The 23355-nt window shown below is 62.0% G+C and carries 22 protein-coding genes and 1 pseudogene; 10 read left to right on the forward strand and 13 right to left on the reverse strand.

Annotated features, from left to right (window positions below; genetic code table 11):
• Positions 1 to 78 precede the first annotated feature (78 nt).
• Positions 79 to 1182, forward strand: coding sequence for an NAD(P)/FAD-dependent oxidoreductase (locus NKI97_RS10720; RefSeq protein ID WP_352833958.1), 1104 nt, complete (start codon positions 79 to 81; stop codon positions 1180 to 1182).
• Positions 1183 to 1185: 3 nt separating this feature from the next.
• On the opposite strand, the gene NKI97_RS10725 is transcribed toward NKI97_RS10720, so the two are convergent.
• Entirely contained in the window at positions 1186 to 1776 is a 591-nt protein-coding gene (locus NKI97_RS10725; protein WP_352833961.1) for a hypothetical protein, read from the reverse strand.
• Positions 1777 to 2123: 347 nt separating this feature from the next.
• Here NKI97_RS10725 and NKI97_RS10730 point away from each other — a divergent pair, with 347 nt between their 5' ends.
• From NKI97_RS10730 to NKI97_RS10745, 4 genes are all read left to right on the forward strand, one after another.
• Positions 2124 to 2753, forward strand: a complete 630-nt coding sequence (locus NKI97_RS10730) for an ATP-dependent Clp protease proteolytic subunit (protein ID WP_023674655.1) — start codon at positions 2124 to 2126, stop codon at positions 2751 to 2753.
• 303 nt (positions 2754 to 3056) lie between these two features.
• The gene (gene clpX, locus NKI97_RS10735) at positions 3057 to 4331 is read left to right on the forward strand and encodes an ATP-dependent Clp protease ATP-binding subunit ClpX (protein WP_352449349.1); all 1275 of its coding nucleotides are present in this window, start codon (positions 3057 to 3059) and stop codon (positions 4329 to 4331) included.
• A 266-nt stretch (positions 4332 to 4597) separates the two neighbouring features.
• Positions 4598 to 7009 carry an endopeptidase La gene (lon, locus tag NKI97_RS10740; protein WP_352746399.1) on the forward strand — a complete coding sequence of 804 codons (2412 nt, stop codon included), beginning with the start codon at positions 4598 to 4600 and terminating at the stop codon, positions 7007 to 7009.
• 196 nt (positions 7010 to 7205) lie between these two features.
• On the forward strand, positions 7206 to 7478 hold the full coding sequence (locus tag NKI97_RS10745) for an HU family DNA-binding protein (RefSeq protein ID WP_023674657.1): 273 nt from the start codon (positions 7206 to 7208) through the stop codon (positions 7476 to 7478).
• Positions 7479 to 7565: 87 nt separating this feature from the next.
• Here NKI97_RS10745 and NKI97_RS10750 read toward each other — a convergent pair whose 3' ends face one another.
• Positions 7566 to 8588: an aldo/keto reductase gene (locus NKI97_RS10750; RefSeq protein ID WP_352746402.1), complete on the reverse strand. Its 1023-nt coding sequence runs from the start codon at positions 8586 to 8588 to the stop codon at positions 7566 to 7568.
• Positions 8589 to 8772: 184 nt separating this feature from the next.
• On the opposite strand from NKI97_RS10750, the gene hxlB reads away from it, so the two are divergent.
• Entirely contained in the window at positions 8773 to 9339 is a 567-nt protein-coding gene (gene hxlB / locus NKI97_RS10755; RefSeq protein WP_352746404.1) for a 6-phospho-3-hexuloisomerase, read from the forward strand.
• 5 nt (positions 9340 to 9344) lie between these two features.
• On the forward strand, positions 9345 to 10088 hold the full coding sequence (locus tag NKI97_RS10760) for a creatininase family protein (protein WP_352745753.1): 744 nt from the start codon (positions 9345 to 9347) through the stop codon (positions 10086 to 10088).
• Between the two features lie 50 nt (positions 10089 to 10138).
• Here the strand turns inward: NKI97_RS10760 and NKI97_RS10765 are convergent, their stop codons facing one another.
• The 5 genes and pseudogenes from NKI97_RS10765 to NKI97_RS10780 form a co-directional block, all read right to left on the reverse strand.
• The gene (locus NKI97_RS10765) at positions 10139 to 11056 is read right to left on the reverse strand and encodes a carbohydrate ABC transporter permease (protein WP_352614125.1); all 918 of its coding nucleotides are present in this window, start codon (positions 11054 to 11056) and stop codon (positions 10139 to 10141) included.
• 13 nt (positions 11057 to 11069) lie between these two features.
• Positions 11070 to 12191, reverse strand: a complete 1122-nt coding sequence (locus NKI97_RS10770) for a carbohydrate ABC transporter permease (RefSeq protein WP_352576054.1) — start codon at positions 12189 to 12191, stop codon at positions 11070 to 11072.
• Positions 12192 to 12318: 127 nt separating this feature from the next.
• Positions 12319 to 13428 (reverse strand): annotated as a pseudogene (locus NKI97_RS10775) (type 2 periplasmic-binding domain-containing protein); the annotation flags it as partial.
• Complete coding sequence (locus tag NKI97_RS35480) at positions 13374 to 13751, reverse strand: glycine-rich domain-containing protein (protein WP_502907093.1); 378 nt, start codon at positions 13749 to 13751, stop codon at positions 13374 to 13376. The gene NKI97_RS35480 and the pseudogene NKI97_RS10775, both read right to left, overlap by 55 nt.
• A complete protein-coding gene (locus NKI97_RS10780) occupies positions 13751 to 14698 on the reverse strand; it encodes a collagen-like domain-containing protein (protein ID WP_352833966.1) in 948 nt (315 codons plus the stop codon). Before NKI97_RS10780 ends, NKI97_RS35480 begins: the two co-directional genes overlap by 1 nt.
• A gap of 302 nt (positions 14699 to 15000) precedes the next feature.
• On the opposite strand from NKI97_RS10780, the gene NKI97_RS10785 reads away from it, so the two are divergent.
• Positions 15001 to 15606 carry a DUF1176 domain-containing protein gene (locus tag NKI97_RS10785; protein ID WP_352833969.1) on the forward strand — a complete coding sequence of 202 codons (606 nt, stop codon included), beginning with the start codon at positions 15001 to 15003 and terminating at the stop codon, positions 15604 to 15606.
• A 120-nt stretch (positions 15607 to 15726) separates the two neighbouring features.
• On the opposite strand, the gene NKI97_RS10790 is transcribed toward NKI97_RS10785, so the two are convergent.
• The 4 genes from NKI97_RS10790 to NKI97_RS10805 all read right to left on the reverse strand — a co-directional run bounded on the left by NKI97_RS10790 (position 15727) and on the right by NKI97_RS10805 (position 20962).
• Entirely contained in the window at positions 15727 to 18471 is a 2745-nt protein-coding gene (locus NKI97_RS10790) for a hypothetical protein (RefSeq protein WP_352833972.1), read from the reverse strand.
• The gene (locus NKI97_RS10795; protein WP_352833975.1) at positions 18468 to 19730 is read right to left on the reverse strand and encodes a hypothetical protein; all 1263 of its coding nucleotides are present in this window, start codon (positions 19728 to 19730) and stop codon (positions 18468 to 18470) included. Before NKI97_RS10795 ends, NKI97_RS10790 begins: the two co-directional genes overlap by 4 nt.
• 50 nt (positions 19731 to 19780) lie before the next feature.
• Complete coding sequence (locus NKI97_RS10800) at positions 19781 to 20257, reverse strand: hypothetical protein (protein WP_352833978.1); 477 nt, start codon at positions 20255 to 20257, stop codon at positions 19781 to 19783.
• Positions 20258 to 20425: 168 nt separating this feature from the next.
• Positions 20426 to 20962: a hypothetical protein gene (locus tag NKI97_RS10805; protein ID WP_352833980.1), complete on the reverse strand. Its 537-nt coding sequence runs from the start codon at positions 20960 to 20962 to the stop codon at positions 20426 to 20428.
• Positions 20963 to 21223: 261 nt separating this feature from the next.
• Here NKI97_RS10805 and NKI97_RS10810 point away from each other — a divergent pair, with 261 nt between their 5' ends.
• Both NKI97_RS10810 and NKI97_RS10815 read left to right on the forward strand, forming a co-directional pair.
• On the forward strand, positions 21224 to 21508 hold the full coding sequence (locus tag NKI97_RS10810; RefSeq protein WP_352833983.1) for a hypothetical protein: 285 nt from the start codon (positions 21224 to 21226) through the stop codon (positions 21506 to 21508).
• A gap of 127 nt (positions 21509 to 21635) precedes the next feature.
• Positions 21636 to 22379, forward strand: a complete 744-nt coding sequence (locus tag NKI97_RS10815) for a recombinase family protein (RefSeq protein WP_352833985.1) — start codon at positions 21636 to 21638, stop codon at positions 22377 to 22379.
• A gap of 24 nt (positions 22380 to 22403) precedes the next feature.
• On the opposite strand, the gene NKI97_RS10820 is transcribed toward NKI97_RS10815, so the two are convergent.
• Positions 22404 to 22751, reverse strand: coding sequence for a hypothetical protein (locus NKI97_RS10820; protein WP_352833987.1), 348 nt, complete (start codon positions 22749 to 22751; stop codon positions 22404 to 22406).
• The gene (locus tag NKI97_RS10825) at positions 22748 to 23314 is read right to left on the reverse strand and encodes a hypothetical protein (RefSeq protein ID WP_352833989.1); all 567 of its coding nucleotides are present in this window, start codon (positions 23312 to 23314) and stop codon (positions 22748 to 22750) included. Before NKI97_RS10825 ends, NKI97_RS10820 begins: the two co-directional genes overlap by 4 nt.
• Positions 23315 to 23355 lie beyond the last annotated feature (41 nt).

Raw genomic sequence — 23355 nt, forward strand, 5'->3', positions numbered from 1 at the left:
TTGCCAGTCTGGTGCCAGACCGTATGTTGGCCCTCCCGTGAGGCGAGCCGCCGAAGCGGCTGCGGAAGGACGGTTTTCATGAATGTGATCGTGGTCGGTGCAGGCATTGCCGGGCTTTCCACGGCGTGGTCGCTGGTCAAGGCCGGGCACCTCGTCTCGATCGTCGAGCAGGGACCGATCCCCAATCCGCTCGCCGCCTCCGCTGACCATCATCGCATCATCCGCCGCGCCTACCGGGCCGGAACGGGCTACGGCCGGCTGATCACCGAAGCCTACGAAGCCTGGGACGAGATGTGGGCCGATCTCGGTGAAAGCCATCTCGATCCGCGCGGCTTCATCTGCATTTCGCGCCAGCCGGGCGATGAGGCCGAGGAATACCGCGAAGGCATGGAAGCCGGGAACTACCCGTTCGAATTGTTCGAGCCGGACGCCGCGGTCGAACGCTGGCCGTTCCTAGAACCTGGTTCATTCCGCTATGCGTATTTTTCGCCGGACGGCGGCGCGCTGCACTGCCGCAAGATCGCTGCCGGCCTCGCCAGGTGGCTGCGCGCGAACGGCGCCAATGTCTATGAGAACAGCAAGGTGGTCGAGATCGACGCCGACGCCGGGCATGTCGTGCTGGCGGGCGGCGAAACGATGCAGGCCGACCGGATCGTCGTCGCTGCCGGCGCCTGGGTGCTAACACTGTTCCCGGAGCTGGATGGCGAGCTGAAAACCTGGCGCACCGCGCTCGCCTATGTCGAACCGCCGACGGACCTGAAAGCGGTCTGGCAGGCAGCACCGGTCGTCCTCAACATCGGCGGCACTGTCGACGGCTACGCCATCCCGCCCTCGGGCGGGGCCGGCATGAAATTCGGCTCAGGCCTGCACAGGGTGCCGACCAGCGATGCCGACTGGAACCGTCAGCCGGTGCCGGGCGAAGGCGAGGCGATCCGCAACCTGTTTTCACCGCCGATTGCCCGTATCGACGAGTACAAGGTCACCGACGTGGTCACCTGCGCCTACACATTCACCGCCGACGAGAAATTTCTGGCCCACCGGAAAGGCAGATGCCTGGTCGTCTCGGCCTGCTCCGGCCACGGCTACAAGTTCGGCGCGGCGGTCGGCAGAAGGGTTGCGGCCTGCGTCGGCAATGGCGATGTCGACGGCCTGAAGAAATGGCTCAGGGCGGAGGTGGCCTGAGCGCTAATACTGGCAATGCCTCGGAATATGCACGCGGCGCCAGCTGGATGAGCCCTCCCTGACCACCACGCGGCGGGCCACTGTCTGATAAGACGCCGGAATGTTGATGATGCGCCGTTGCTCCGGCCGCACGAGAACCTCTTCGGCGACGCCCTCGTACTCGGCGGGGAGGACAACGCGCCGCCGGCGTTCCGGCTCAACCACGACGATCTCGGCAATGCGTTCATAGCGCGCCTTGTGCCTGACCTTGCACAGCACCTTGCGGCCATTGATGATGCGCCATTCCCAGGAATAGCCGCCGTCATCGACCCTCACGGACCGGTAGATGGTGCGGGTGATGGCGGGCACGATCTCGTAGCTGACGCGCGCCGGCGCGATCTGCACCACGCGCTCGCGCGTCCCGTAGATCGGCGCTTCATACTGCACCTGCTGGCCGGCTGGGCTGACGAGCACATCCTCGTAGACGGTGTCGTAGACGGCCGGCCGATTGACCTGCTCGTAGCATTCGACCGCGCGTCCGCCGGCCGCCGTTTCGGACGCCATGCCGAATACGGCGATGCTGGTAAGGGCCAAGGAAGCAACTTTCTTGATCATCGCACTCCCCCTGTTTGAACTGCGTGAAGCGAGTTCAACGTTGAATTGTAGGGTAAGCCGTGGCCGGAAAAAGCGGTTTCACCACTTTTCGTTAAGCGATGGGGTTAAGAAACTGCTAAACAACGGCCAAGCATGAGCGCCCCTTCCCACGGCAGGAGAGGGGCTGCCGGCACGGCGACAGGCGAAACTGGATTGGAAACCTTGATTCGACTTAACCGGATGGCTAGGAGAGGCGGCCTTGCGCTAGGGTGAGCCGGCATCCTATTTACACAATAACGATCCAGAACCGATTCTGCCCGATTGCAAATCTCCGGCGCCGGAATCCCATCCTCAAAAAGGGATAGTCCATGAAGAACCCCGTCGAAACCTACATGAACCTCGTTCCGATGGTGGTCGAACAGACCAATCGCGGCGAGCGGGCCTACGACATTTTCTCGCGGCTCCTCAAGGAGCGCATCATTTTCATCACCGGCCCGGTCGAGGATGGCATGGCGACGCTGGTCTGCGCGCAGCTGCTGTTCCTCGAGGCCGAGAATCCGAAGAAGGAAATCAACCTCTATATCAACTCGCCCGGCGGCGTCGTCACCTCCGGCATGGCGATCTACGACACGATGCAGTTCATCAAGCCTGCCGTGTCGACGCTCTGCATCGGTCAGGCCGCCTCGATGGGCTCGCTGCTCTTGACGGCGGGCCACAAGGACATGCGCTTTGCCACGCCGAACGCCCGCATCATGGTCCACCAGCCTTCCGGCGGCTTCCAGGGCCAGGCTTCCGACATCGAGCGCCATGCCCAGGACATCATCAAGCTGAAGCGCCGCCTCAACGAGGTTTACGTCAAGCACACCGGCAAGAGCTACGATGAGATTGAAAAAACGCTCGACCGTGACCATTTCATGACTGCCGACGAGGCCAGGGATTTCGGCCTCATCGACAAGGTCATTTCGTCACGTGAGCCGGTCGAAGGTATTGCCTTATAGGCCCGCGGTGGCCCCGCGGTGGCAATGAGTGGCGGGATCACGCGCTTTTGGCGCAGGTTGCGGCATTTCGGCCACAATTGGCTGTTCCCTCGACGGGTGCAATTGCCTACGTTAAGGCTATGTTGATTTTCGACGGCTTAGCTTTGCGTGGGGTTGTTCGAATCATTGCCCCGTTTTCCGATTTGTGTTTCGTACGGAATGCGTTGCGGGAGCCGGGCACTGGCGGCAGCGGATTCCCGCGATAGATTGAATATGCGCCCTTTCAACCAGACCATCGGCGGGCGGCCATGAAAGGACAGGAAAATGAGCAAGGTCGGCAACAACAGCGGTGATTCCAAGAACACGCTTTATTGCTCGTTTTGCGGCAAAAGCCAGCACGAAGTGCGCAAGCTGATCGCCGGGCCGACGGTGTTCATCTGCGACGAATGCGTCGAACTGTGCATGGACATCATCCGCGAGGAGAACAAGACCTCGATGGTGAAGTCGCGCGAGGGCGTGCCGACCCCGCAGGAAATCCTCAAGGTTCTCGACGACTACGTCATCGGCCAGCCCTACGCCAAGCGCGTGCTGTCGGTGGCCGTCCACAACCACTACAAGCGCCTCGCCCATGCCGGCAAGAACAACGACGTCGAACTGGCGAAGTCTAACATCCTGCTGATCGGCCCGACCGGTTGCGGCAAGACGCTGCTGGCGCAGACGCTGGCCCGCATCATCGACGTCCCCTTCACCATGGCCGACGCGACGACGCTGACCGAGGCCGGCTATGTCGGCGAGGATGTCGAGAACATCATCCTGAAGCTGTTGCAGTCGGCCGACTACAATGTCGAGCGCGCCCAGCGCGGCATCGTCTATATCGACGAGATCGACAAGATCTCGCGCAAGTCGGACAATCCCTCGATCACCCGCGACGTCTCGGGCGAGGGCGTGCAGCAGGCACTTTTGAAGATCATGGAAGGCACTGTCGCCTCCGTGCCGCCGCAGGGCGGCAGGAAGCATCCGCAGCAGGAATTCCTGCAGGTCGACACCGCCAACATCCTGTTCATCTGCGGTGGCGCTTTCGCCGGCCTGGACAAGATCATCTCGGATCGCGGCAGGAAGACCTCGATCGGTTTCGGCGCCATCGTCGCTTCGCCCGAGGATCGCCGCACCGGCGATGTTTTCCGCCTGGTCGAGCCTGAGGATCTCTTGAAGTTCGGCCTCATTCCCGAGTTCGTCGGCCGTCTGCCTGTCCTGGCGACGCTGGAGGACCTCGACGAGCCGGCGCTGATCCAGATCCTGACCGAGCCGAAGAACGCGCTGGTCAAGCAGTACCAGCGGCTGTTCGAGATGGAGAATGTCGACCTGACCTTCCACGAGAACGCGCTGTCGGCGATCGCCAAGCGCGCCATCGACCGCAAGACCGGCGCGCGCGGCCTGCGTTCGATCATGGAAGCGATCCTTCTCGACACCATGTTCGAACTGCCGGCGCTGGAAGGCGTGCGCGAAGTCGTTATTTCGGAAGAGGTGGTGTCAGGCAACGCCAGGCCGCTCTACATCTATTCCGAGCAGAAGGAAAAGAAGGGCAACGTCAGCGCCTGACGTGAGCCGGCAATGGATTTTTCTGAAACGGCGCCGCAGGGCGCCGTTTTGCTGTCACACCGCGTCATCGCTGCGGATTGGAGGGACGGACCGTGTTGACCCTTGATCTTTACCCCCTGTGCCTCCAACTAATGGCAGAAGGCCGTGGTGCCGAATTCTGTGCTGTAAAACTCCCGTCACAAACGGTGGTAGGCGGAACGATCCCCGGTCGTTAATATGAGATTCGCGGTTGGCCGATTGGCGGCCGCGACATGAAAGGTTGGACAATGGCCAAATTATCCAAGGCTCCCAGCGACGGCGTCTTCGCAGTCCTCCCACTGCGCGACATCGTGGTGTTCCCGCACATGATCGTTCCGCTCTTCGTCGGGCGTGAAAAGTCGATCAAGGCGCTGGAAGAAGTGATGGGTCAGGAAAAGCAGATCCTGCTTGCGACCCAGATGAATGCCGCCGACGACGATCCGGAGCCCGATGCCATCTTTGACATCGGCACGCTCGCCAATGTGCTGCAATTGCTGAAACTGCCGGACGGCACCGTGAAGGTGCTGGTCGAAGGCGCCTCGCGCGCGAAAATCGTCGCGTTCACCGACCGTCCTGACTTCCATGAAGCCCGTGCTGCGGCGCTGGTCGAACCGGAGGAGGAAGAGGTCGAGATCGAGGCGCTGGCCCGTTCCGTCGTCACCGACTTCGAGAACTACGTCAAGCTGAACAAGAAGATCTCGCCCGAAGTGGTGGGTGCCGCCAGCCAGATCGACGACTATTCCAAGCTCGCCGACACGGTCGCTTCGCATCTTGCCATCAAGATCCCCGAGAAGCAGGAGATGCTCGCCACGCTGTCCGTCAAGGAACGGCTGGAAAAGGCGATGGGCTTCATGGAAGCCGAAATCTCGGTGCTGCAGGTGGAGAAGCGTATCCGCTCGCGCGTCAAGCGCCAGATGGAGAAGACGCAGCGCGAATACTACCTCAACGAGCAGATGAAGGCGATCCAGAAGGAGCTCGGAGAGGGCGAGGACGGCCGCGACGAGGCCGCCGAGATCGAGGCGCGCATCAAGAAGACCAAGCTCTCCAAGGAGGCCCGCGAAAAGGCGGAAGCCGAGCTGAAGAAGCTGCGGACAATGTCGCCGATGTCGGCTGAATCGACCGTCGTGCGCAACTATCTCGACTGGCTGCTGTCAATCCCGTGGGGCAGGAACTCCAAGGTCAAGCAGGATCTGGCCTTTGCCCAGAACGTGCTCGATACCGATCATTTCGGCCTCGACAAGGTCAAGGACCGCATCGTCGAATACCTCGCCGTGCAGAGCCGCCAGAAGAAGCTGAAGGGGCCGATCCTGTGCCTCGTCGGACCTCCCGGCGTCGGCAAGACCTCGCTCGGCAAGTCGATCGCCAAGGCGACCGGCCGTGAGTTCATCCGCATGGCGCTGGGCGGCGTGCGCGACGAGGCCGAAATCCGCGGTCACCGCCGCACCTATATCGGCTCGATGCCCGGCAAGGTCATCCAGTCGATGAAGAAGGCGAAGAAATCCAACCCGCTCTTCCTGCTCGACGAGATCGACAAGATGGGCCAGGATTTCCGCGGCGATCCGTCATCGGCTTTGCTCGAGGTGCTCGATCCCGAGCAGAACTCGACGTTCATGGACCACTACCTCGAGGTCGAATACGACCTGTCGAGCGTGATGTTCGTGACGACGGCGAACACGCTGAACATCCCTGCGCCCTTGATGGACCGCATGGAGATCATCCGTATCGCCGGCTACACCGAGGACGAGAAGATCGAGATCGCCAAACGTCACCTGATGCCCAAGGTGATCCGCGACCACGCGTTGCAGCCGAAGGAATTCTCCGTCGGTGAGGACGCGATCCGCGGCATCATCCAGACCTACACCCGTGAAGCGGGCGTCAGGAGCCTGGAGCGCGAGCTGATGAAGCTCGGGCGCAAGGCCGTGACCGAGATCCTGAAGACGAAGAAGAAGACGATCAACATCACGGCGGACAATCTTGCCGATTACCTTGGTGTTCCGCGCTTCCGCTTCGGCCAGGTCGAGAGCGACGATCAGGTCGGCGTGGTCACCGGGCTCGCCTGGACCGAAGTCGGCGGCGAGCTGTTGACGGTGGAAGGCGTCATGATGCCCGGCAAGGGCCGCATGACCGTGACCGGCAATCTGCGCGACGTGATGAAGGAATCGATTTCGGCGGCGGCGTCCTACGTCCGCTCGCGGGCCATCGATTTCGGCGTCGAGCCGCCGCTGTTCGACAAGCGCGATATCCACGTCCACGTGCCGGAAGGCGCAACGCCCAAGGACGGACCGTCGGCTGGCGTGGCGATGGCGACGGCGATCGTCTCGGTGCTGACCGGAATCCCGGTCAAGGCCGATGTGGCGATGACCGGCGAGATCACGCTGCGCGGCAGGGTGCTGCCGATCGGCGGCCTCAAGGAGAAGCTGCTTGCCGCACTTCGCGGCGGCATCAAGAAGGTGCTGATCCCGGAAGAGAACGCCAAGGATCTGGCGGAGATTCCGGAGAACGTGAAGAGCGGCATGGAGATCATTCCGGTCTCACGGGTTGGCGAAGTGTTGCGCCATGCGCTGGTGCGCATGCCGGAACCGATCCAGTGGGTCGAACCCGTCAATGCGCCGGCCGTGGTCGATGTCGGGGACGAAGCTGGTAAATCGCTGGCGCATTAGCTCTTGCTAAAGTTGCAATGCACAAAGAGAGAGCCGGGCCTTGAGCCCGGCTTTTTCATGTGAAGAACCCCGGATTTCCGGGCTTTTTTCGACTTTCCCGGCGCTTTTCGACTTGGTTGCCGGAGCGCTTCTTTCTAAAGTCCGTTTCCTGCCGGATGAGTCGAGTGTTCCGGTTTTCTCATGGAAGGGAATTTTTATGAACAAGAACGAACTGGTGTCCGCTGTCGCCGATGCCGCGAGTATTTCGAAGGGTGACGCGCAGTCGGCGGTTGATGCGGTGTTTTCCGTCATCACCGGCGAACTGAAAAAGGGCGGCGATGTCCGGCTTGTCGGCTTCGGAAATTTCACCGTGTCACAACGCGCCGCGTCGACCGGCCGCAATCCGCAGACCGGTGCGGAAGTGAAGATCCCGGCGCGCACCGTGCCGAAGTTCTCGGCCGGCAAGGGCCTCAAGGACGCGGTCAACTAAGCGCCTCCTTAAGTCTTTCAGAGAAAAGAAAAGCCGGTATGTCCGGTTTTTCTTTTCTGTGCCCGCAGCGTCGTTGGAAAGGCGGCACTATGCCGTCGGCGCATCCGCGCGCATCAAGCCTTCTGTCTTGAGATCGGCCCACAGCGCCGATGGCAGTTTTGTGTCGAGCAGCGAGCGATTGCTTTCGACTTCGCCCGGCCGCTGGCCGCCCGGGATTACCGAGACGACGGAAGGATGCAGCAGCGGGAACTGCAGCGCCGCCTCGATCAGGCGCACGCCGTGGCGCTTGCAGACGGCCTCAATGCGGGTGACGCGGTCGATGATGTCCTGCGGCGCCTCCGAATAGTTGTAGTAGGCGCCGGGCTTCGGCCCGGTTGCCAGGATGCCGGAATTGTACGGCCCGCCGAGAACGATGCCGATGCCGCGTTGCTGGCATAGCGGCAGGAAAGACTGCAGCGCTTCCTGCTCCAGCAGCGTGTAACGCCCGGCAAGCAGGAACAGATCGAAATCGCCGCGCTCGGCCAGCGTCTGGGCAACCGGCCACTCGTTGATGCCGCCGCCGAACGCCTTGATCACGCCCTGGTCGCGCAATGCCAGCAATCCGTAATAGCCGGAGCTCATGAATTCCTGGATGCGCTGGTCCGAGGCTTCCTTGCTGCCATGGGTGAAGATGTCGACATCGTGCACGAAGAGGATGTCGATGCGGTCAACGCCGAGCCGTTCCAGCGAGGCTTCGAAGGAGCACATGACGCCGTCATAGCTGTAATCGTAGACCTCGCGGCGCGATGGGGTGTCGAAGAATTTGCCGATGCCGGTGCGCTGTTCCGGCGGGCAGGCGCGCATAATGCGCCCGACTTTGCTGGACAGCACGTAGTCGTCACGCTTCTTCGAACGCAGGAACGGATTGAGCCGCGTTTCGGCAAGGCCCAGCCCATAGAGCGGCGCGGTGTCGTAGTAGCGGCAGCCGACCCGCCATGCCGCCTCCAGCGTGGCATTGGCATCCTCATCGGATACGGCGCGGTAGAGATTGCCGAGCGGCGCCGTGCCGAAGCCGAGCTCGGTGAAATTGATGCCGCCATTGCCGATGCGGTCGAAATGCCGTGTCTTCATAGGCCGTCGTTTCCTCATTTGCGATTTGCCGTGACACTATCACGGCTGTGGCGCATCAAAAGCTCTGTGTGTCGTTGGACACCGATTTTCGCGGTGATAGCATGAATGAAAACAAGCTGTTCGGGGCAGATGTGACTGAGATATTCAAATGGTTCTCCGGCACCGGCAAGCTGGTGCAAATGTCATGACGGCTGCCGGCGAAAACCTGTTTGGGATTGCGCTGAGCGAGCTTGGCACCGTGCTGGAGCGTATCGACGAAAGCCGCATCGACGCGGCTTGCGCCATCTTGGCCGGTGCGAAAAAGATCGTCACCTATGGCTGCGGCCGCGAGGCGCTGCAGGTCCAGGGTTTTGCCATGCGGCTCTACCATCTCGGTCTGCCGGTGTCGGTCGTCGGCGACATGACCACGCCGCCGCTGGGCGAGGGCGATGTCTTCCTCGCCAGTTCCGGCCCGGGTGAGACGTCGACGGTGCTGACCTTGATGCAGGTCGCGCGCGAGGCCGGTACCACAGTCCTGCTGCTCACCGCGCAAGCCGAGAGCACTGCCGCGAAGCTGGCCGACTTCACACTGCTTATCCCGGCTCAGACCATGGCCGACGACCAGGGGCCGGAAAAGACATCCGTCCTGCCGATGGGCTCGGTTTTCGAAGGCGCGCTGTTCGTCCTCTTCGAAGTGATGGTGCTGAAGCTCAGGGATCTGACCGGCGTCTCGCCGGAAGCGATGCGCGCCCGCCACACCAATATGGAGTAGGTGTCATGCGCTACGAATTGATGCTGCCGCACCAGATCCGCAAGGCGATCGCCGAGAACTGGCCGGTCGTGTTGCCGCTGGGTGTGCTCGAATATCACGGCGAGCACATGGCCGTCGGCATGGACACGCTGGCGGTGGTCAAGAGCCTGGAACTGTTCGAAAAAGAAGCCGAGATCGTCATTCTGCCGCCCTTCTATTACGGCGCGGCGAGCTATGCTGTTGCAGCACCGGAAGGCAGCGGCTCGGTGCAGGTCGGCGGCAATGTGCTGGCGCCATTTGCGGAAGAACTGTTCTACAGCCTGCTGCGCATCGGCTTCCGCAACATCCACGCCATCATTCACCACCAGACCGAAAATTTTGCCGCCGGCATGCCAACCGATCTCGCCTTCAAGGCCGCCGGCCGGCAGGCGATCTTCCGCTTCCTGGAGAAAGAACGTGGCGAAGGCTGGTGGGGCTCTCCGGCGATGGCCGACTATTATGCCGAGCACGCCGAGGGCAGCAATTTCTTCAACTGGGTGCAGGTGCATCCGCTGATGCCGGCTTCAATGCACAGCCGGTACCCGTTCGACCATGCCGGCACCGGCGAGACGTCACTGATGCTGGCGCTGTGCCCGGAAGCGGTGGATGTCGGCCGCTTCGCCGACAACACCGGCTGGTACACGGCAAGTGCGCCCGAAGCCTCGGCGGAATTGGGGCAAAAAGGGGTTGCCATGATCCTCGAGCATTTGCGGGCAACACTTTCGGGTTAGCGCGCTTTTCCCTTCTCCCACAACAAGGGGAGAAGGGAGAGCCGGCGCAGTTATTTCACCGCGCCCGCTGTCATGCCCATGATCAGGTAACGCTCGAGCGCGATGCCGATGACGGCGAGCGGTGTGATGGCGGCGGTGGCAAGCGCTGCCATCGACCACCAGTTGATGCCTTGTGAGCCGGTCTGGCTCGCCACCATGACAGGGATGGTCTTTGCGTCGGTCGAGGTCAAAAGCGCAGCGAAGAAATACTCGTTCCAGCACAGCACCATCGCCAGGATGAAGGCGGCGACCATGCCCGGCAGCGCGATTGGCATGACGATGCGCAAGAAGGCGCCCCAGATCGACAGGCCGTCGACGAGTGCTGCCTCCTCCAACTCCACCGGGATGGAGTTGAACTGGTCGCGCATGATCCAGATGACGATCGGTAGCACCATCAGCGTGTAGAGCAGGATCAGCCCGACGCGCGTGTCGAGCAGGCCGACCTCCCGGTAAAGCACGAGGAAGGGCAGGGCCAAAACCACCGGCGGCAGGATCAGCTGCGACAGGAAGAAGAAGGAAATATCCTCGTTCCTGAACCAGGCGAACTTGTAACGATAGCGGGTCAGCCCGTAGGCGGCGAGGCTGCCGATGACGATGGCGAGGCTCGACGCGCCGACCGAGGTGATGACCGAATTCATGAAACGCTTGATGAATTCGTCGCGGACCGTCGACGTCCGAAAGATCGAGTCCGGCGATAGGCCGAGCGAACGCCAGCCCTTCCAGTCGGGCCGGAAGTCGACGAACGGGATCAGATGGCCCTGGGTGACGTCGACCGCGGTCTTGAACGAGGTGGTTATCGTCCAATAGATCGGGAACAGGCAGATGAAAGCCCAGAAGATGAGGGCGCCGTAGATGAAGACGCGGTTGGCGACGAAGCTCGCCGGCGAGCGGATTTCGGAGGCGGCATAGTCGGTGGTTTGAACGCTCATCTCGCCGGCCCGATCAGTTGACGTTGCGCACGAAGCGGCTGGCGAATTTCAGCAGCCAGGTCACGAACACGATGATGATGATCAAATAGGCCATCGCCAGCATCGTGCCGTAGCCGACGTTCGAGCGGTCGCGATATTCGCGGTAGATGAAACTGGACACCGAATCGGTCGCGCCGCCCGGCCCGCCGGAGGTGACGGTGATGATGATATCGGCGAGCTTCAGCTTGAAGATGATGCGCAGGATGACCGCTGTCACCGACACCGGCAGCATCAGCGGGAAGGTGACCTGCCAGAAGGTCTGCCAGGCAGTGGCGCCATCGACACGCGCTGCCTCGAGCACCTCGCGCGACATCGCCTGCAGGCCGGCGAGCAGCATGATCATCATGAACGGGATGAACGTCCACGCGTCGAGCACCATGATCGAGATGCGGGCGGTGATCGGGTTGGAGAAGAAGGCCGGGTTTTCCCAACCGAGATGGCGCGCCAGCGTCGCGGCGGGCCCGAAGCGGTATTCCATCAGCGACTTGCCGATCATCCACGACACCGCCACCGGCGACAGCATCAGCGGCATGAGAAACACGACGCGGAAGAATTTTCGTGCCCGGATCTGCGCGTTGAGCAGCAGCGCCAGGCCGAAGGCGATGACATATTCGACGAACACCGCCAGCACGTAGAGCACCATGTTGAACAGCGCATTGCGATAATAGGCGTCGTTCAGCATCTGCCAGAAATTGTCGAGCCCGTTGAACTGCCGTCCGCTGAAGGAACTGAGGTTCCAGTCGGTCAGCGCGATGTAGAAGCCGAACAGCGTCGGGAAGATCACCATGGCAATGGTAAACAGCAGCGCCGGCAGCAGGAACAGAGCGCGCTGGCCGTCCTCGCCGCGCGTCAGTACCTGGCCGATGCCGAGCGCGACACCCCACAGCACATAGGCGTAGACCACCGGCCGCCAGGTTTCGAAGCCGATAGCATCGACATCGCTCCTGTAAAGGATTTGCAGCGCGATCACCGCCAGAAGGCCGAGCGTTGCAGCAGCCATCAGCGCCCAGCCAAGCCGTTTGCGGCTCCGCGGTATCAGGTCCGATGGCACGGCGCCTGCCGGCCATTCACTTGTCGACAAAGTCTGGTCAGCCAGGGTCCGGTCAGCCACGCGTCTTGCCCGTTCACAGGAGGCTCGATGACCGGCCGAGCCGGTCGAGGCCAAGTTGGTCAAGGTGAGGTCCGGCGGCTGTGCGCCGCCGAACCAGTTTCACGATCTCAGCCTACATGCCGAGCGAGGCTTTGTAGAGCTTGACCTGGTTGTCGCGGCCGATCTGGTCGGTCAGCTTCTCCCAGGCGGCTGCGATGGCGTCGGCGCCTTCCTGCGCCTTCATCTTGCCGGCAAAGGTGTTGGCCAAAATGTCCTCGGCAGCGCTGTAGTACTGGAAGATGCCGGGGATGCGCGGCTCGATCGCCGCGTTCGGATGGTTGTAGCTGTCGGCTTCCGACTTCAGATACGATGTGATGAACGCCTCGTCGTAGCCCGCCGCCACCCATTCCGGAATGTTGAAATGCGAGTTGCGATAGGGCTGGAAACCCGACGGATAGGCCGCGCACCAGAGCGACAGGTCCTTGCCGCCGAGATGGGCAGCGGCAGACCATGCCGCCTTCTTCTTCTTTTCGTCGCTGTCGACGCGGGCCATGACATAAACGCCCCAGCCGAGATAGGCGCAGTTCGGTGCATGGTTCGGGCCGCTGGCGAGCTTGTCCCACTGCCCGGTCTTGGAGTTGTAGACATCGTCCGAGCCCGGCAGGATCGAGAAGCCGGTGATGTCGCCGACGACCGAGGAATCGTTGGTCTTGACGTTCGAACCGACGTCGCCCCACCAGGTAACCATCGAACCGGTGCCTGCCAGGAATTGCTGGAAGGCGGTGGTGTTCGGGTCGGCATTGATCTGGTCGGCGGGTTCGGAGGGCAGGGCATCGATGACGTCCTGGATCGCCCGCACCCATGCCGGATTGTTGACGCGCGGCTTCATCGTGTCGGCATCAAACAGCCAGGCCTTGTCATCGGGATGCTTGGCGTAGGCGCTGGCGCGGCTGCCGAGGAAATAAAAGCCGAAACCGCCCCAGGGCTTGGGCGCATCGAGGTAGCCAAAGACATCCTGGCCCTTCACCTGCTTGCCCTTGAGGAATTTCGTCACCGCCTGCACCTGCTGCCAGGTCTTCGGCACGCCCCATTCGCCTTCTCCGCCGCCGTCCTTCCAGGCCTTGGCGAGGTCGGCATCGGCAAACACGTCGGTGCGGTAGTTGAAATTATGTGCGTCGCCGTCAACGGTCACGCGATATTGCTTGCCGTCCCATGTGCCCACCGGCGGCTGCAGATAGGCCACGACGCCGCTGTCGTCGCGCTGGCGCCAGCCGTGCCGCCTTTGGCGATGAAGGCGCTGGCATCAAACGTGGTGTCTCCACCCGCCGAACCCGCCGCACCGGCGTCACCAAGCGCGTAAGAGATGGGGCCGGCCCCGCTCAGGGCATAATTAGTCTTGAAGCAGCACGCGCCACCGCCGCCGCCGCCGCCGCCGCCGCCGAACGCACCGCCACCGCCACCGCCACCGCCACCGATAACCACGATCTGGTTATCGGCGCTGTTCCAGTCCCCAGGGACAACCCAGGATGTGCCAGAAGTGAGTGCAATCGTCTGGGAGTACGGCATCAGATATTATTCACCTTGGCGACCAAGTCCCACTTCGTGTCAGTCGTGTTGTAGATAAAGCCGAGATACATGGTCTTGCTGATGACGGTCGTTGCGGGCAATGCGACATCGGTTCCTGCCCGATAAATGGCATCCCACGTGAAGGCGCGGGCGGTGCCGTTGTCCTTGACGCGAATGATCAGTTTCTGGCCGTTGGCTGGCGTGCCGGTCGGCGCACTGAAAGCCGCAGCGGCCGCCTGCGCGGTCAAAATATATTCATCGGTATTGGTCGAATCCGGCGTAGGCGTCGCCGAACTGGCTATACTGGCAATCCGAGGCAGAGGGCTGCCGCTTGGCCCCGTCGCACCAGTCACGCCGGTTGCACCGGTGATGCCGGTCGGTCCCGTAACGCCAGTCGGTCCCGTAAGGCCAGTCGGTCCAGTAGCCCCGACGTTCCCGGTCACGCCCGTTGCTCCGGTCACGCCAGTTGGACCTGTTGCACCCGTAAGTCCAGTCGGGCCTGCGACACCCGTCGCGCCGGTCGGGCCGCCAGCAGGACCGGTTGCGCCGACGACGCCGGTTGGACCTGACGGACCGGTTGCTCCGGTGATGCCGGTCGGACCTGGCTCGCCAACGCCGGTCGCTCCGACAACGCCCGTGGCGCCGGTAGCACCGGTGATGCCAGTCGGCCCTGTAGGGCCGGTGGCCCCGACACCAGTCGGGCCGGTCGCCCCTGTGGGTCCGGTTGGGCCGTCGCCGCGCAGCAACGCCAGGACGGAAGGGGAAAGGCTGTCGACCGTGACCTTTTCGTTCGGCAGCGCGCCGTCACTGCGGCGTACGTCGGCCAAAGCGTCGATCGTCTCGTCGATGCTGGTGACGAGTTCGGCAAGATCATTGTCAAGCTGCGTGCCGTAGGGAAGGTAGTACTGGTAGCTGAAATCGATGACGGGCTTTTCGGGAGCAGCCATTTGATGCACCAGAACGTCGCTTCCAGATAGCATCGCGGCGCAGGAGCAGCGCTCCGCACGACACGGTTTCAGATGCTGATTGGAAGACCGTTGACGTCAGCCCCGGTGGGATCCGAAGCGGTTGGTGCAGATGCCCGAGTTCTGCGCGGTTCCGACGATGTGTTTATAGTTCATTTGTCCGGGAATGCATAGAGTCAACCAACACGGCACTCCTGCTAACCATGCCGTAGATCGGACCCGCTAAACACTCGACACAACTCCCAAAACGCGCGATCATGCTGATGGGATTAGGGGAGGCGGTGATGTTCTTGCACATTGTTGCTTTGAGTGTCGCAGGATTGGTGCTTAGTTCGACGACAGAAGCGATGTCCGACTCCAATCTGGAGACGGCCCTATGGAAAAACGTAGGTACTTGGGCGGTCTACATCGATAAGACTACTAAGTATCAATGTTTTATCGCTACTCTGTATCAAGATAATACAACATTCAGGATTGGCTTCGAGGCGCCGGATTCCAAATCTGGTCTTTATGTGGCTTTAGCAAACTCGAATTGGACCTCAATAGAAGCTGGTAAAGACTACGATCTGACGCTGCAGATTGATAACGAGGCCGGCTGGCGTTCGCCCGCGACCGGCTATCGCTTTGGCTCGATGCCTGCGCTTATCTTCGGAACAAACCAGACGGCATTTGTTGACCAACTGATGCGAAAGCACTCCCTTCGCGTGTTTTTTAATGGAAATCAGATCCTGAATTTGAGCTTGCGCGGTTCCAACGCAGCTCTTCTGGAGATGGGTAACTGCCAAAACCAAGTTGACGCATACCTCGGGCGGAAGAATGGAGGTGGAAGCGATCCGTTTGCTGGAGATGTTGCGGCTCCGGCTCAAAAGGACCCATTTGCCACCTACTGAATCATACGCCTGAAAGGCGGCCACCCGCAGGTCGAAAGTGTCCCTCGGTTTCAGCGCCGGTGAGCGACATGCGCTTCAACCCGCGTAGCGAGAACCGGTGGATCATCGAGAACGAGCGCATCAACGCTGCCCGGCGGGGTCGTAGATAACCCCGGCGCTCTCCAATGCCGTGCGAGCTGCAGCATCTGCAGCGATTGCGCCACCGGTCCGGTTCCTGGCATTGCGGATCAGGTCGACCGAGTTCGGCGCGATGAACATGTCGGCCAGCGTGCCCAGACCGTCGCGCATGGCTTTGCGCTTAACGGCGTCACCCGCGTTGGTGAACAACGACCGGCCAAGCGAAGTTGCCACCGCAACTGCACGGGCCACCGGCGAGGCGTCGCCGAGATCGGCGTTGAGACTGCGGTTGAATTCGGTAGGGCTTCCGATCTGCTTTCGACGGCCGGTCGCCTGGAGCACGTCCAGAAGCTCTGGCATCGACAATGAGGCTTTGTCGTCAGGGAGGGATCGTAGCACCGCGTCGAGCACTTCCTGCCGCTGATCATTCCCAGCGACGCTCCGATGAAACTTAGCGCCCGCTGATTCGCGGCTGCCGCCCTGCGTTTCGGTCTGCGCGGTCGAGTAGCGATCGGCGAGGTTCTGGCGCACAAGTGCTGCTGTCGTCGCAGGATCTTCGGCCGCCAGCCGGCGTACGGCATCGCCAGCTTCACCAGCCGAGCCGGTGAGAGGATCGTGGGGCAGGATGGCATTGCTGGCAGCCACAGTGTCCTTTGCAGCCGCCACCTGGCCCAAGGGGGCCGCGCGTACCGGTGCCATGTTAGCGTTAGCGCCGACGATCTGCTGCAGTCGCTCGGCGACTGCCGGATACTGCGAAAGCATGTCCTCGTTGTCGCGTACCGCGATCGCCAAGCTGTCGCCGTTCACACGGCCACTCGCATCCGTAACCTTGTCGAGAATTTGCGTCGCCAGATGGTTTTCGAAGGCAATGCGCGCATCCGTCGGCGCAACGCTGTTGAACTCGCGCGCTGCTGTCGGACCACCCGCGCCGATCGTTCCGGGCACATTCTCGGGCGGGGTGGCAAAGTCGCGATTGTACTGGTCGCGCCGGATGACGTCGGCGACGGCCGAATTCTCAAAAGGCCGAAGCGGCACACTTGCCGCGCGATAACCCTGGCGAGCGGCGGCGTACTCGGGCACGCTTTCGAGCGCCTGGTCGAGATGGCCTTGAACAGCGCGAAGCGCTTCAGCGGTCTGGCCGTCGCCTTCCTGCACAGCGCGCGAGATCATCCCATTGATGTTTCCGCGCAGATTGTCGAGCCCTGTTACGCCGGTGTCAGCGCCATTTGGCCCGATGATGTTGCCGCGCACGGTCGCGAGCGCATCGGCGGTAGTGCCCCGAGCGTTCACCAAGGCATCGTCGATGTACCGAAGAGCCGGCCGCGGATCGACCTGAACGGCGTCGGCGCCGGTGCGGCTTTCCAGTGCGATCGGCTGCGGCGGCGTGTCAACGCGCTGCGGGACCATCGCCGCTGCTTCGCCAGTGGCCTCGTCGGCAGCAGTTGGGCGGATCGAATAGACCGGGCGCTCGGCGGCTACGGTTTCAGGCTGAAGACCGCCCACGTCTACGGCAGGCCGGGCGGCGCGCGCTGTGGTATAGTCTCGATCGGCGAGCGCGTCGCGCATGCCGTCGCGGCGGTCGAAGATGCGACGCAGCGCACCCTGTATTTCTTCGCCGGCCTGCATCGCTGTAGTGCGTGGGCCGGCCGCGTGGACAGCGTCAGCAAGCGCCTGGCCCTGCGGCGTGTTGGCGATGGCGCTTTCGGCAGCGACCGCAGCGCTCTGCCCCAACGTCGACGGATTCGGATGCTGCGGGGCGATCTGGTCCAGCGTGCTGCCGACTGCGGCGTCGACCTGGCCGGGGCGTCGCGCATAGAACGGCCCCATGCGTGCCCCGCCGTCGGTCGAGCCTTCGACGACGCGTTGGACGGTGGGAAGTGCACTTGCCCCGTTGGTGGCCTGGCTGATTGCTTCGGGGCCGGACAACGCCACGCCGGTCCTGTTGTTCTGGAGATCACGGGCGCGCTGCCACTGCTGTTCAGTGACGTCACCAGTCGCGCGACGGACGACATTTTCAGGAGCGTTATGGACACGAAGACCGGCCGTGGCCGCGTTGCCAAAGGCTGCGCCGAGAAAGCGTGACAAGCCTTCGTATTCGCTACCTTCCGTCGCCTGACCGGCAGTTTCAGACACGATCGCCGGGGCAACGACGTTGCCGACAAACTCCGAACCGTACTTGCGAAGCGCGCCCAGGCCCGTCTCGGCGAGGCGCGCACCTTTGCTTGGCACACCGCCCGGCGCGGCGAATTCGGCGATCGTACCGGCGTACTCACCTGGCGTCGTCTGCGGCTTGTGGAGGTTGTCGTCCATAAACTGACGCACGCGGTCCTCCGCCGCGTAAGCCGGCGACGAATTGGCCTTTTCAGCACGGCGTGCCAGTTCTTCTTCAGACAGCGGGTCGGCGCCGACAGCGTAGCGGACGCCGTTCTCGGCTTTGTTGTAGAGCCAGTTCCCCCCGCCTTCGACCATACGGCTCAGAGTGATGGGGAACATGACGGTTTCGGCCAGCCCGCGCGGAATGCCGGACCCGGCCGACAAAGCGACGTCCTTAGCGGTAGAGATTGGCTGTTCGGGCGCCTGCTCCGTACCGCGAATCAGGCTTTCGATGTTGTTGCCGGCGGGTGGCGGCGCTGCGGAGCCGCGTCGGGCCGCGGTCTGCTGCTTGGCGACACGCTGAATGACATCGTCGGGCGTCGTGTCCGGAAACTCCAGAACCGTGCCGTCGTAGAGTTCTGCTTCCTTCGTCATAGCGGATTTCCATTCTCATCGAAGCGTAGTCGGCTTGGCGATGCCGAAGGGGTCGTGGTAGCGCCGCTCGTCGAATTGGCTTTCGCCGAACCCGATCGATATTGGGTGAGCGCATCCATAATGGGCGCGCCATCCTTGCCGGCGTAATTGGCGACGGCCTGGAGATATGTTTCCAGCGTTCGGCGTTTGGCGGCTGTCACTTCCCTGGCCTCGCCGGGAACCGGGACCAACTCGCGCAGCTTGCGTGTGTATTCCTGCTCGGTGACAGCCTGGCCGGACTGCGCCATCAATTGGTACGGGAGCACGGTCGAGAGATTCTGGTAGAAAATCTGGCCCTTATCAGACATGCCGCTGTTGATCGCCGGCGCGAAGGCGTCAGGGGCGATCTTCTTGAGGCCGAACATCTGGTAGTCCGTGGCATTCGGCAAATTGCCATTGTCGTACGCCGACAACAAATCGATCGTGGGCGCCGTGGACATCGTGCCGGCATAGGCGCTCTTCAATTGCGCGTCCGTCGGCTTTCCGCCCGATCCACCCATCTGGATGATCGTGCCATCCGGCAGCGTCGTGGTCATGCCCGCGCCCTTTGGCGCGTCGTACGGCGCGGCGGCGGTGCGCACCGCGGCGCCTGGCGCCATGTAGCGGGGTTTTCCGTCCGGGCCGATGGCCTCAACGGGGGTTTTGTCGCCAACGTAGCGGTCGGCGATCATGCCATCGGTGATCAGGCCGGCTTGACGCATCTTCTCGACGAGATCGCCCTGGACCTCCGTTTCAGATCGAGCTTTCTCGCGGCCCTGCGCAGCCGGCAGTTCGTGGCCGACGCCGAACTGGCCGGCGACGTCGGCGGGCAGGTCCGGGCGAACTTGGCCTTCGCTTAGCGGCTGGTAGAGTTTGCCGAGCTCGGTCAGTTTGTTCGTCTCGAGCGCACGGCTGTTGTCGGCCGAATTCGTTTGAAGCGCACGAGCGTTGTCATCGGCGTTGTTGGCGCGCGACGTGGCCGCCGTGAGGTCGTCGCCGCGGCGCCTCGTGGCGTCGTTCTGGTCTTGGGCGTAATAGCTCTGATTCGGCTGATAGGCGCCTGCGGCCACGCCCATCCGATCGAACGTTTGCTGATCAAAATCGGGGTTGTTCCGATAGTCGTAGTATTCAGCAAGCCGGCTGGCCGCCTCTTTCTTGGCGTTGGCCGTGGCCCACCCGGCAGCGTCCGCGCCGCTCGGCGGTTCGAACAACTGTGCGAGGTTCGACGCGGCTGCAGCCATTTGGGGCGAGTTAAAATATGGAGATGCTTTTATAGGCACGGTGCATCCTTTCAGTGAACGGCGATGCTGGCAGCGTCGATCAGCGGGCGCCTAGCCAGAACGTCTTCGAATATCTCGAAACCGGCCGCCGACAGATGCTTCCGGTGGAACGCTATCGAAAGCTCGCCGACGAATATGGCCACGTAACTGATGCTGGCCGTCCTGGTGTCGGACTTGGCAAAGTGTAGGAGATCGTTCGTGCGACCAAGGCCCCAGTACACGCGCTCGGCCGACATCGCGCCATCTTTGGCGAGGGTGGGGCAGGCTTCGGTGATCAGTTGCGATAGCTTGGGCAACAGGCCGGGAAACTCGGTGGGCAGATCGCGGCTTTCGCACGCGGAAAACAATATTTCCCGCACCCCGCTCAAGGTGTTCAGAACGGCTTTACCCGGCTCTGCAACGTTGCCCAGATAACATGCAGCTCGCTCCAGTCGAGAACGAACAGCTTCAGTCGAAGATAGGTGGATCGGCAGTGTAGGTTCCGGCATCGCATCCGTCCGAACTCACACAGCAGCGAAGCAAGGGCGTCGCGATGAAAAGGCTGGCGTGAGAGAGCGGTTGAAATTTGCAAGCTTTGCTTGCAGCGATGCGGATGCCCGAGTCCCGCGTTGTTCCGGCAATGTGAATATACGAAATTTCGTAGGTGAAAGCCAGTATCAAGCGGCGATCGCGAATGCGGTTTGACGGTGCTTCGGACTGGTGTCGGCTTCCCGGCCACGCTTCAGTTTTCGGCCTTGCAGATATTCGAAGTCCGACAGGTTGCGGAGATCGCGCTCGAGCATCTTCACCCACATTTTCGCATCGTCGATTTTGTGCGGATGCTGGCGAGCACGCTCGGTTTCGGTCGCAGCCCAATCCGACACGACGATTGCGGCGGCTGACATTGCGACACCGATCTGAGGACGGCTGTACTGCGTGGGGAGACGAGCAGATGCTGCCGCCGCGGCTCCGAAGATATCCTCGATCAGTTGATCGCGCCGCTTTTCGTCAAGTTGAAAGGATGGCTTGAAGGTTCGGATCGACGCCAAAGTCAGGGGGAGTTGGAAGCTGATCGAAACGTGCTCCAGGGTCGTCTTCCAAAGGCCGAAACGCACGTGCTCGATGTCGTTGTCGAAGGCGATCTCTTCTCGGGTCGGTGGATCACCCTCAGCGTGTCCATCGGTGGCGAAGGGGATGATGAATTCGTCCGGCATCGGGGCGGTCCAGTTGTTTCAGTGCACCCATTTTGCCCGCTTCCGCTGAACGAAACTACGGCGCCGAAAAGGCGCTAAATCGAACAAAACGGAGGATTAAAAGTTTGAAATTGGGGCGACTTTGTTTCGGCATCCGCCGGCGCTCGGCTCGCGCTGTTCGGACCGTACCGGGGGGCGCCACCGGCCTCCGGGCCGGTCAATGGGGCAGGGGAACTGTGTTGATTGGGCGTTGATTGATCAACAAAAAATCAACAAAATCAAATGCTTGACATGTATCGCGCGATGATTCAGTCTCCCTGTGGCAACGGAGAAGCACCGACCATGACTACACAGATAAACGAGAATGAAGTTCGCATGTACTGGGGCGCGATGGCAGACCTACGCGCTGCTGAGCAAGCGGGCGACATCGCCGAACAAGAATATCTGCATTGCGAATTGGATGCGCTGGCAACGCATTCCGACAACCCGACCATTCGCGCTCTTGCGGGAAAGGCCGTGAACCACGAGCTTGCCGAGAACGTCTACCGCCGCGGCCCGAGCGACTGACACGCCAGGACGAGCGATCAAGTGAAAGCCCGGCCGATGCGCCGGGCTTCTTTGTACTTGCATCTGCCTGTAACATTGCCTATTTTGTAACATTGCTAAAGCGCGGTTTTACAAAAGGACCGAGGAAATGAAGGTTTTTGGCTACGTGCGAGTGTCGACCGCCGAGCAGGCAACGAACGGCGACAGCCTGGAAACACAAAAGGCGAAGATCGTCGGATACGCCATGATGCAGGGCTGGCCCGTCGACGAGATTTTCGTTGAGGCCGGCGTTTCCGGTTCGGTGCCGCTCGCCGATCGGCCGCAGGGCGAACGCCTTCTCGCTGCCGTCGGCAAAGGCGACATGATCATCACGCCGAAACTCGATCGCATGTTTCGCAGCGCTTCTGACGCGCTGGGCACGCTCGAGGAGATGAAGGGGCAAGGCACGGGCCTAGTGATGATCGACCTGGGCGGCGATGTCACCGGCAACGGCATCTCGAAGCTGGTATTCACCATCCTGTCAGCCGTCGCGGAGAACGAGCGCGACCGCATCCGTGAGCGGATTCGCGAGGTGAAGCGCCATCTCGCCGCGCAAGGTGTCTACGGAGGGGGCAAGGTGCCCTTCGGTTATGATAGGGCCGACGACCGATTGGTCGCGAACGCCGCGCAACAGGCAATTCTCGCGGATATGAAGGCAATGCGCGACGAGGGTCATTCCTATCGCGGGATTGCCGACCAGTTGATGGGCCGCGCCAACCTCAAACCAATGTCAATCAAACGGATGCTGGATAGGCTCGACGGCATCCCCGAGCCGCAGAGTGCGCAGGCGAGGGCGGGCGAACCGGTCATAAGAGCCAAGACTGGCAAGGCGAAGGCCGCAGCATCGAAGTAGGCCGACGGCGCATGCACGCCGTCATCAATCGAAAGCGCTGCCGACCGGCTTGGCCGCCGCCGCGCCTGATCGGCGCTGTCTGCGCATGAGGTCCTGGGTTGCCTTCTCGAGCTCGGCACCGTCCATTTCTGAAAGCGGCTTGTTGGCCGCGCTGGCATTACGGTCGTTGCGGTCGAGAAGACCGCCCACCATTAGCAGGGTGCGCTGGCTCGAGGCCTTCGCTGCTGCTGGCGCGTTGGGATCTCGGCAAACCGCCAAGGCGCTCTCAAACGCCACCTGGATCCCTACCGTCCGCGCTTGCCTGATGATGCCGGCCCTCAGGCGTTCGTCGCCGTCGAAATCGTCGAGTTCGTTGTCGTCGTTGTCGCTCATGCGAATGCCCCGATCGGCTTTGGTTTTTGTTCGTCGTCTCGACGCCGGTCAAGCTCCGCGCGCAGCGCCGTTATCTGATCTGCGAGTTCGGAAGACTTGGCAGACGGCGCCGGCCGTGGCCGCTCCATCATGGCGCGAACTTCCGCCGATTGTTTGCGCTCATCACGAAGGCGCTGACGCGCAGCGGCGTTGCCGGGTTGGTGCGCGCGTTGCCACTGCCGATGCGCTTCCAATTCCTCAGGGGCCATCTTGGCCAGGCGCCGAGCCTTCTTTTCCGCGGCGCGAACGCGGTCTCGAATCTTTCGCTCCGTCTTTACGTGGGTGATGGCGGGGCCGGCGATGTGCCATTTTGCACCCTTAGGAGTCGCGCCATGAAGACGACAGCGATTGAACCCCGCCTTGATTGGGTTGCGGCAAGGGCCGCCCGTGGATCTAGCCAATGCCCCGCAGCGAGGCGCAGCGTTCAGCGCGGCAAGGTTCTTCTTAGCCTGGGCACTGGAGATAGCGCGCCATTGCGACGACTTGGACCAGGCCAGCAACTGAGGGGCGCCCCGCTTCTTCATAGACCCATCTCCGGCAATAGAGGCTCGTGAGGTATCGCAAA

It is taken from the genome of Mesorhizobium sp. M0296 (genome assembly GCF_040321675.1).
In the GTDB taxonomy this organism is placed as follows: Bacteria; Pseudomonadota; Alphaproteobacteria; order Rhizobiales; family Rhizobiaceae; genus Mesorhizobium.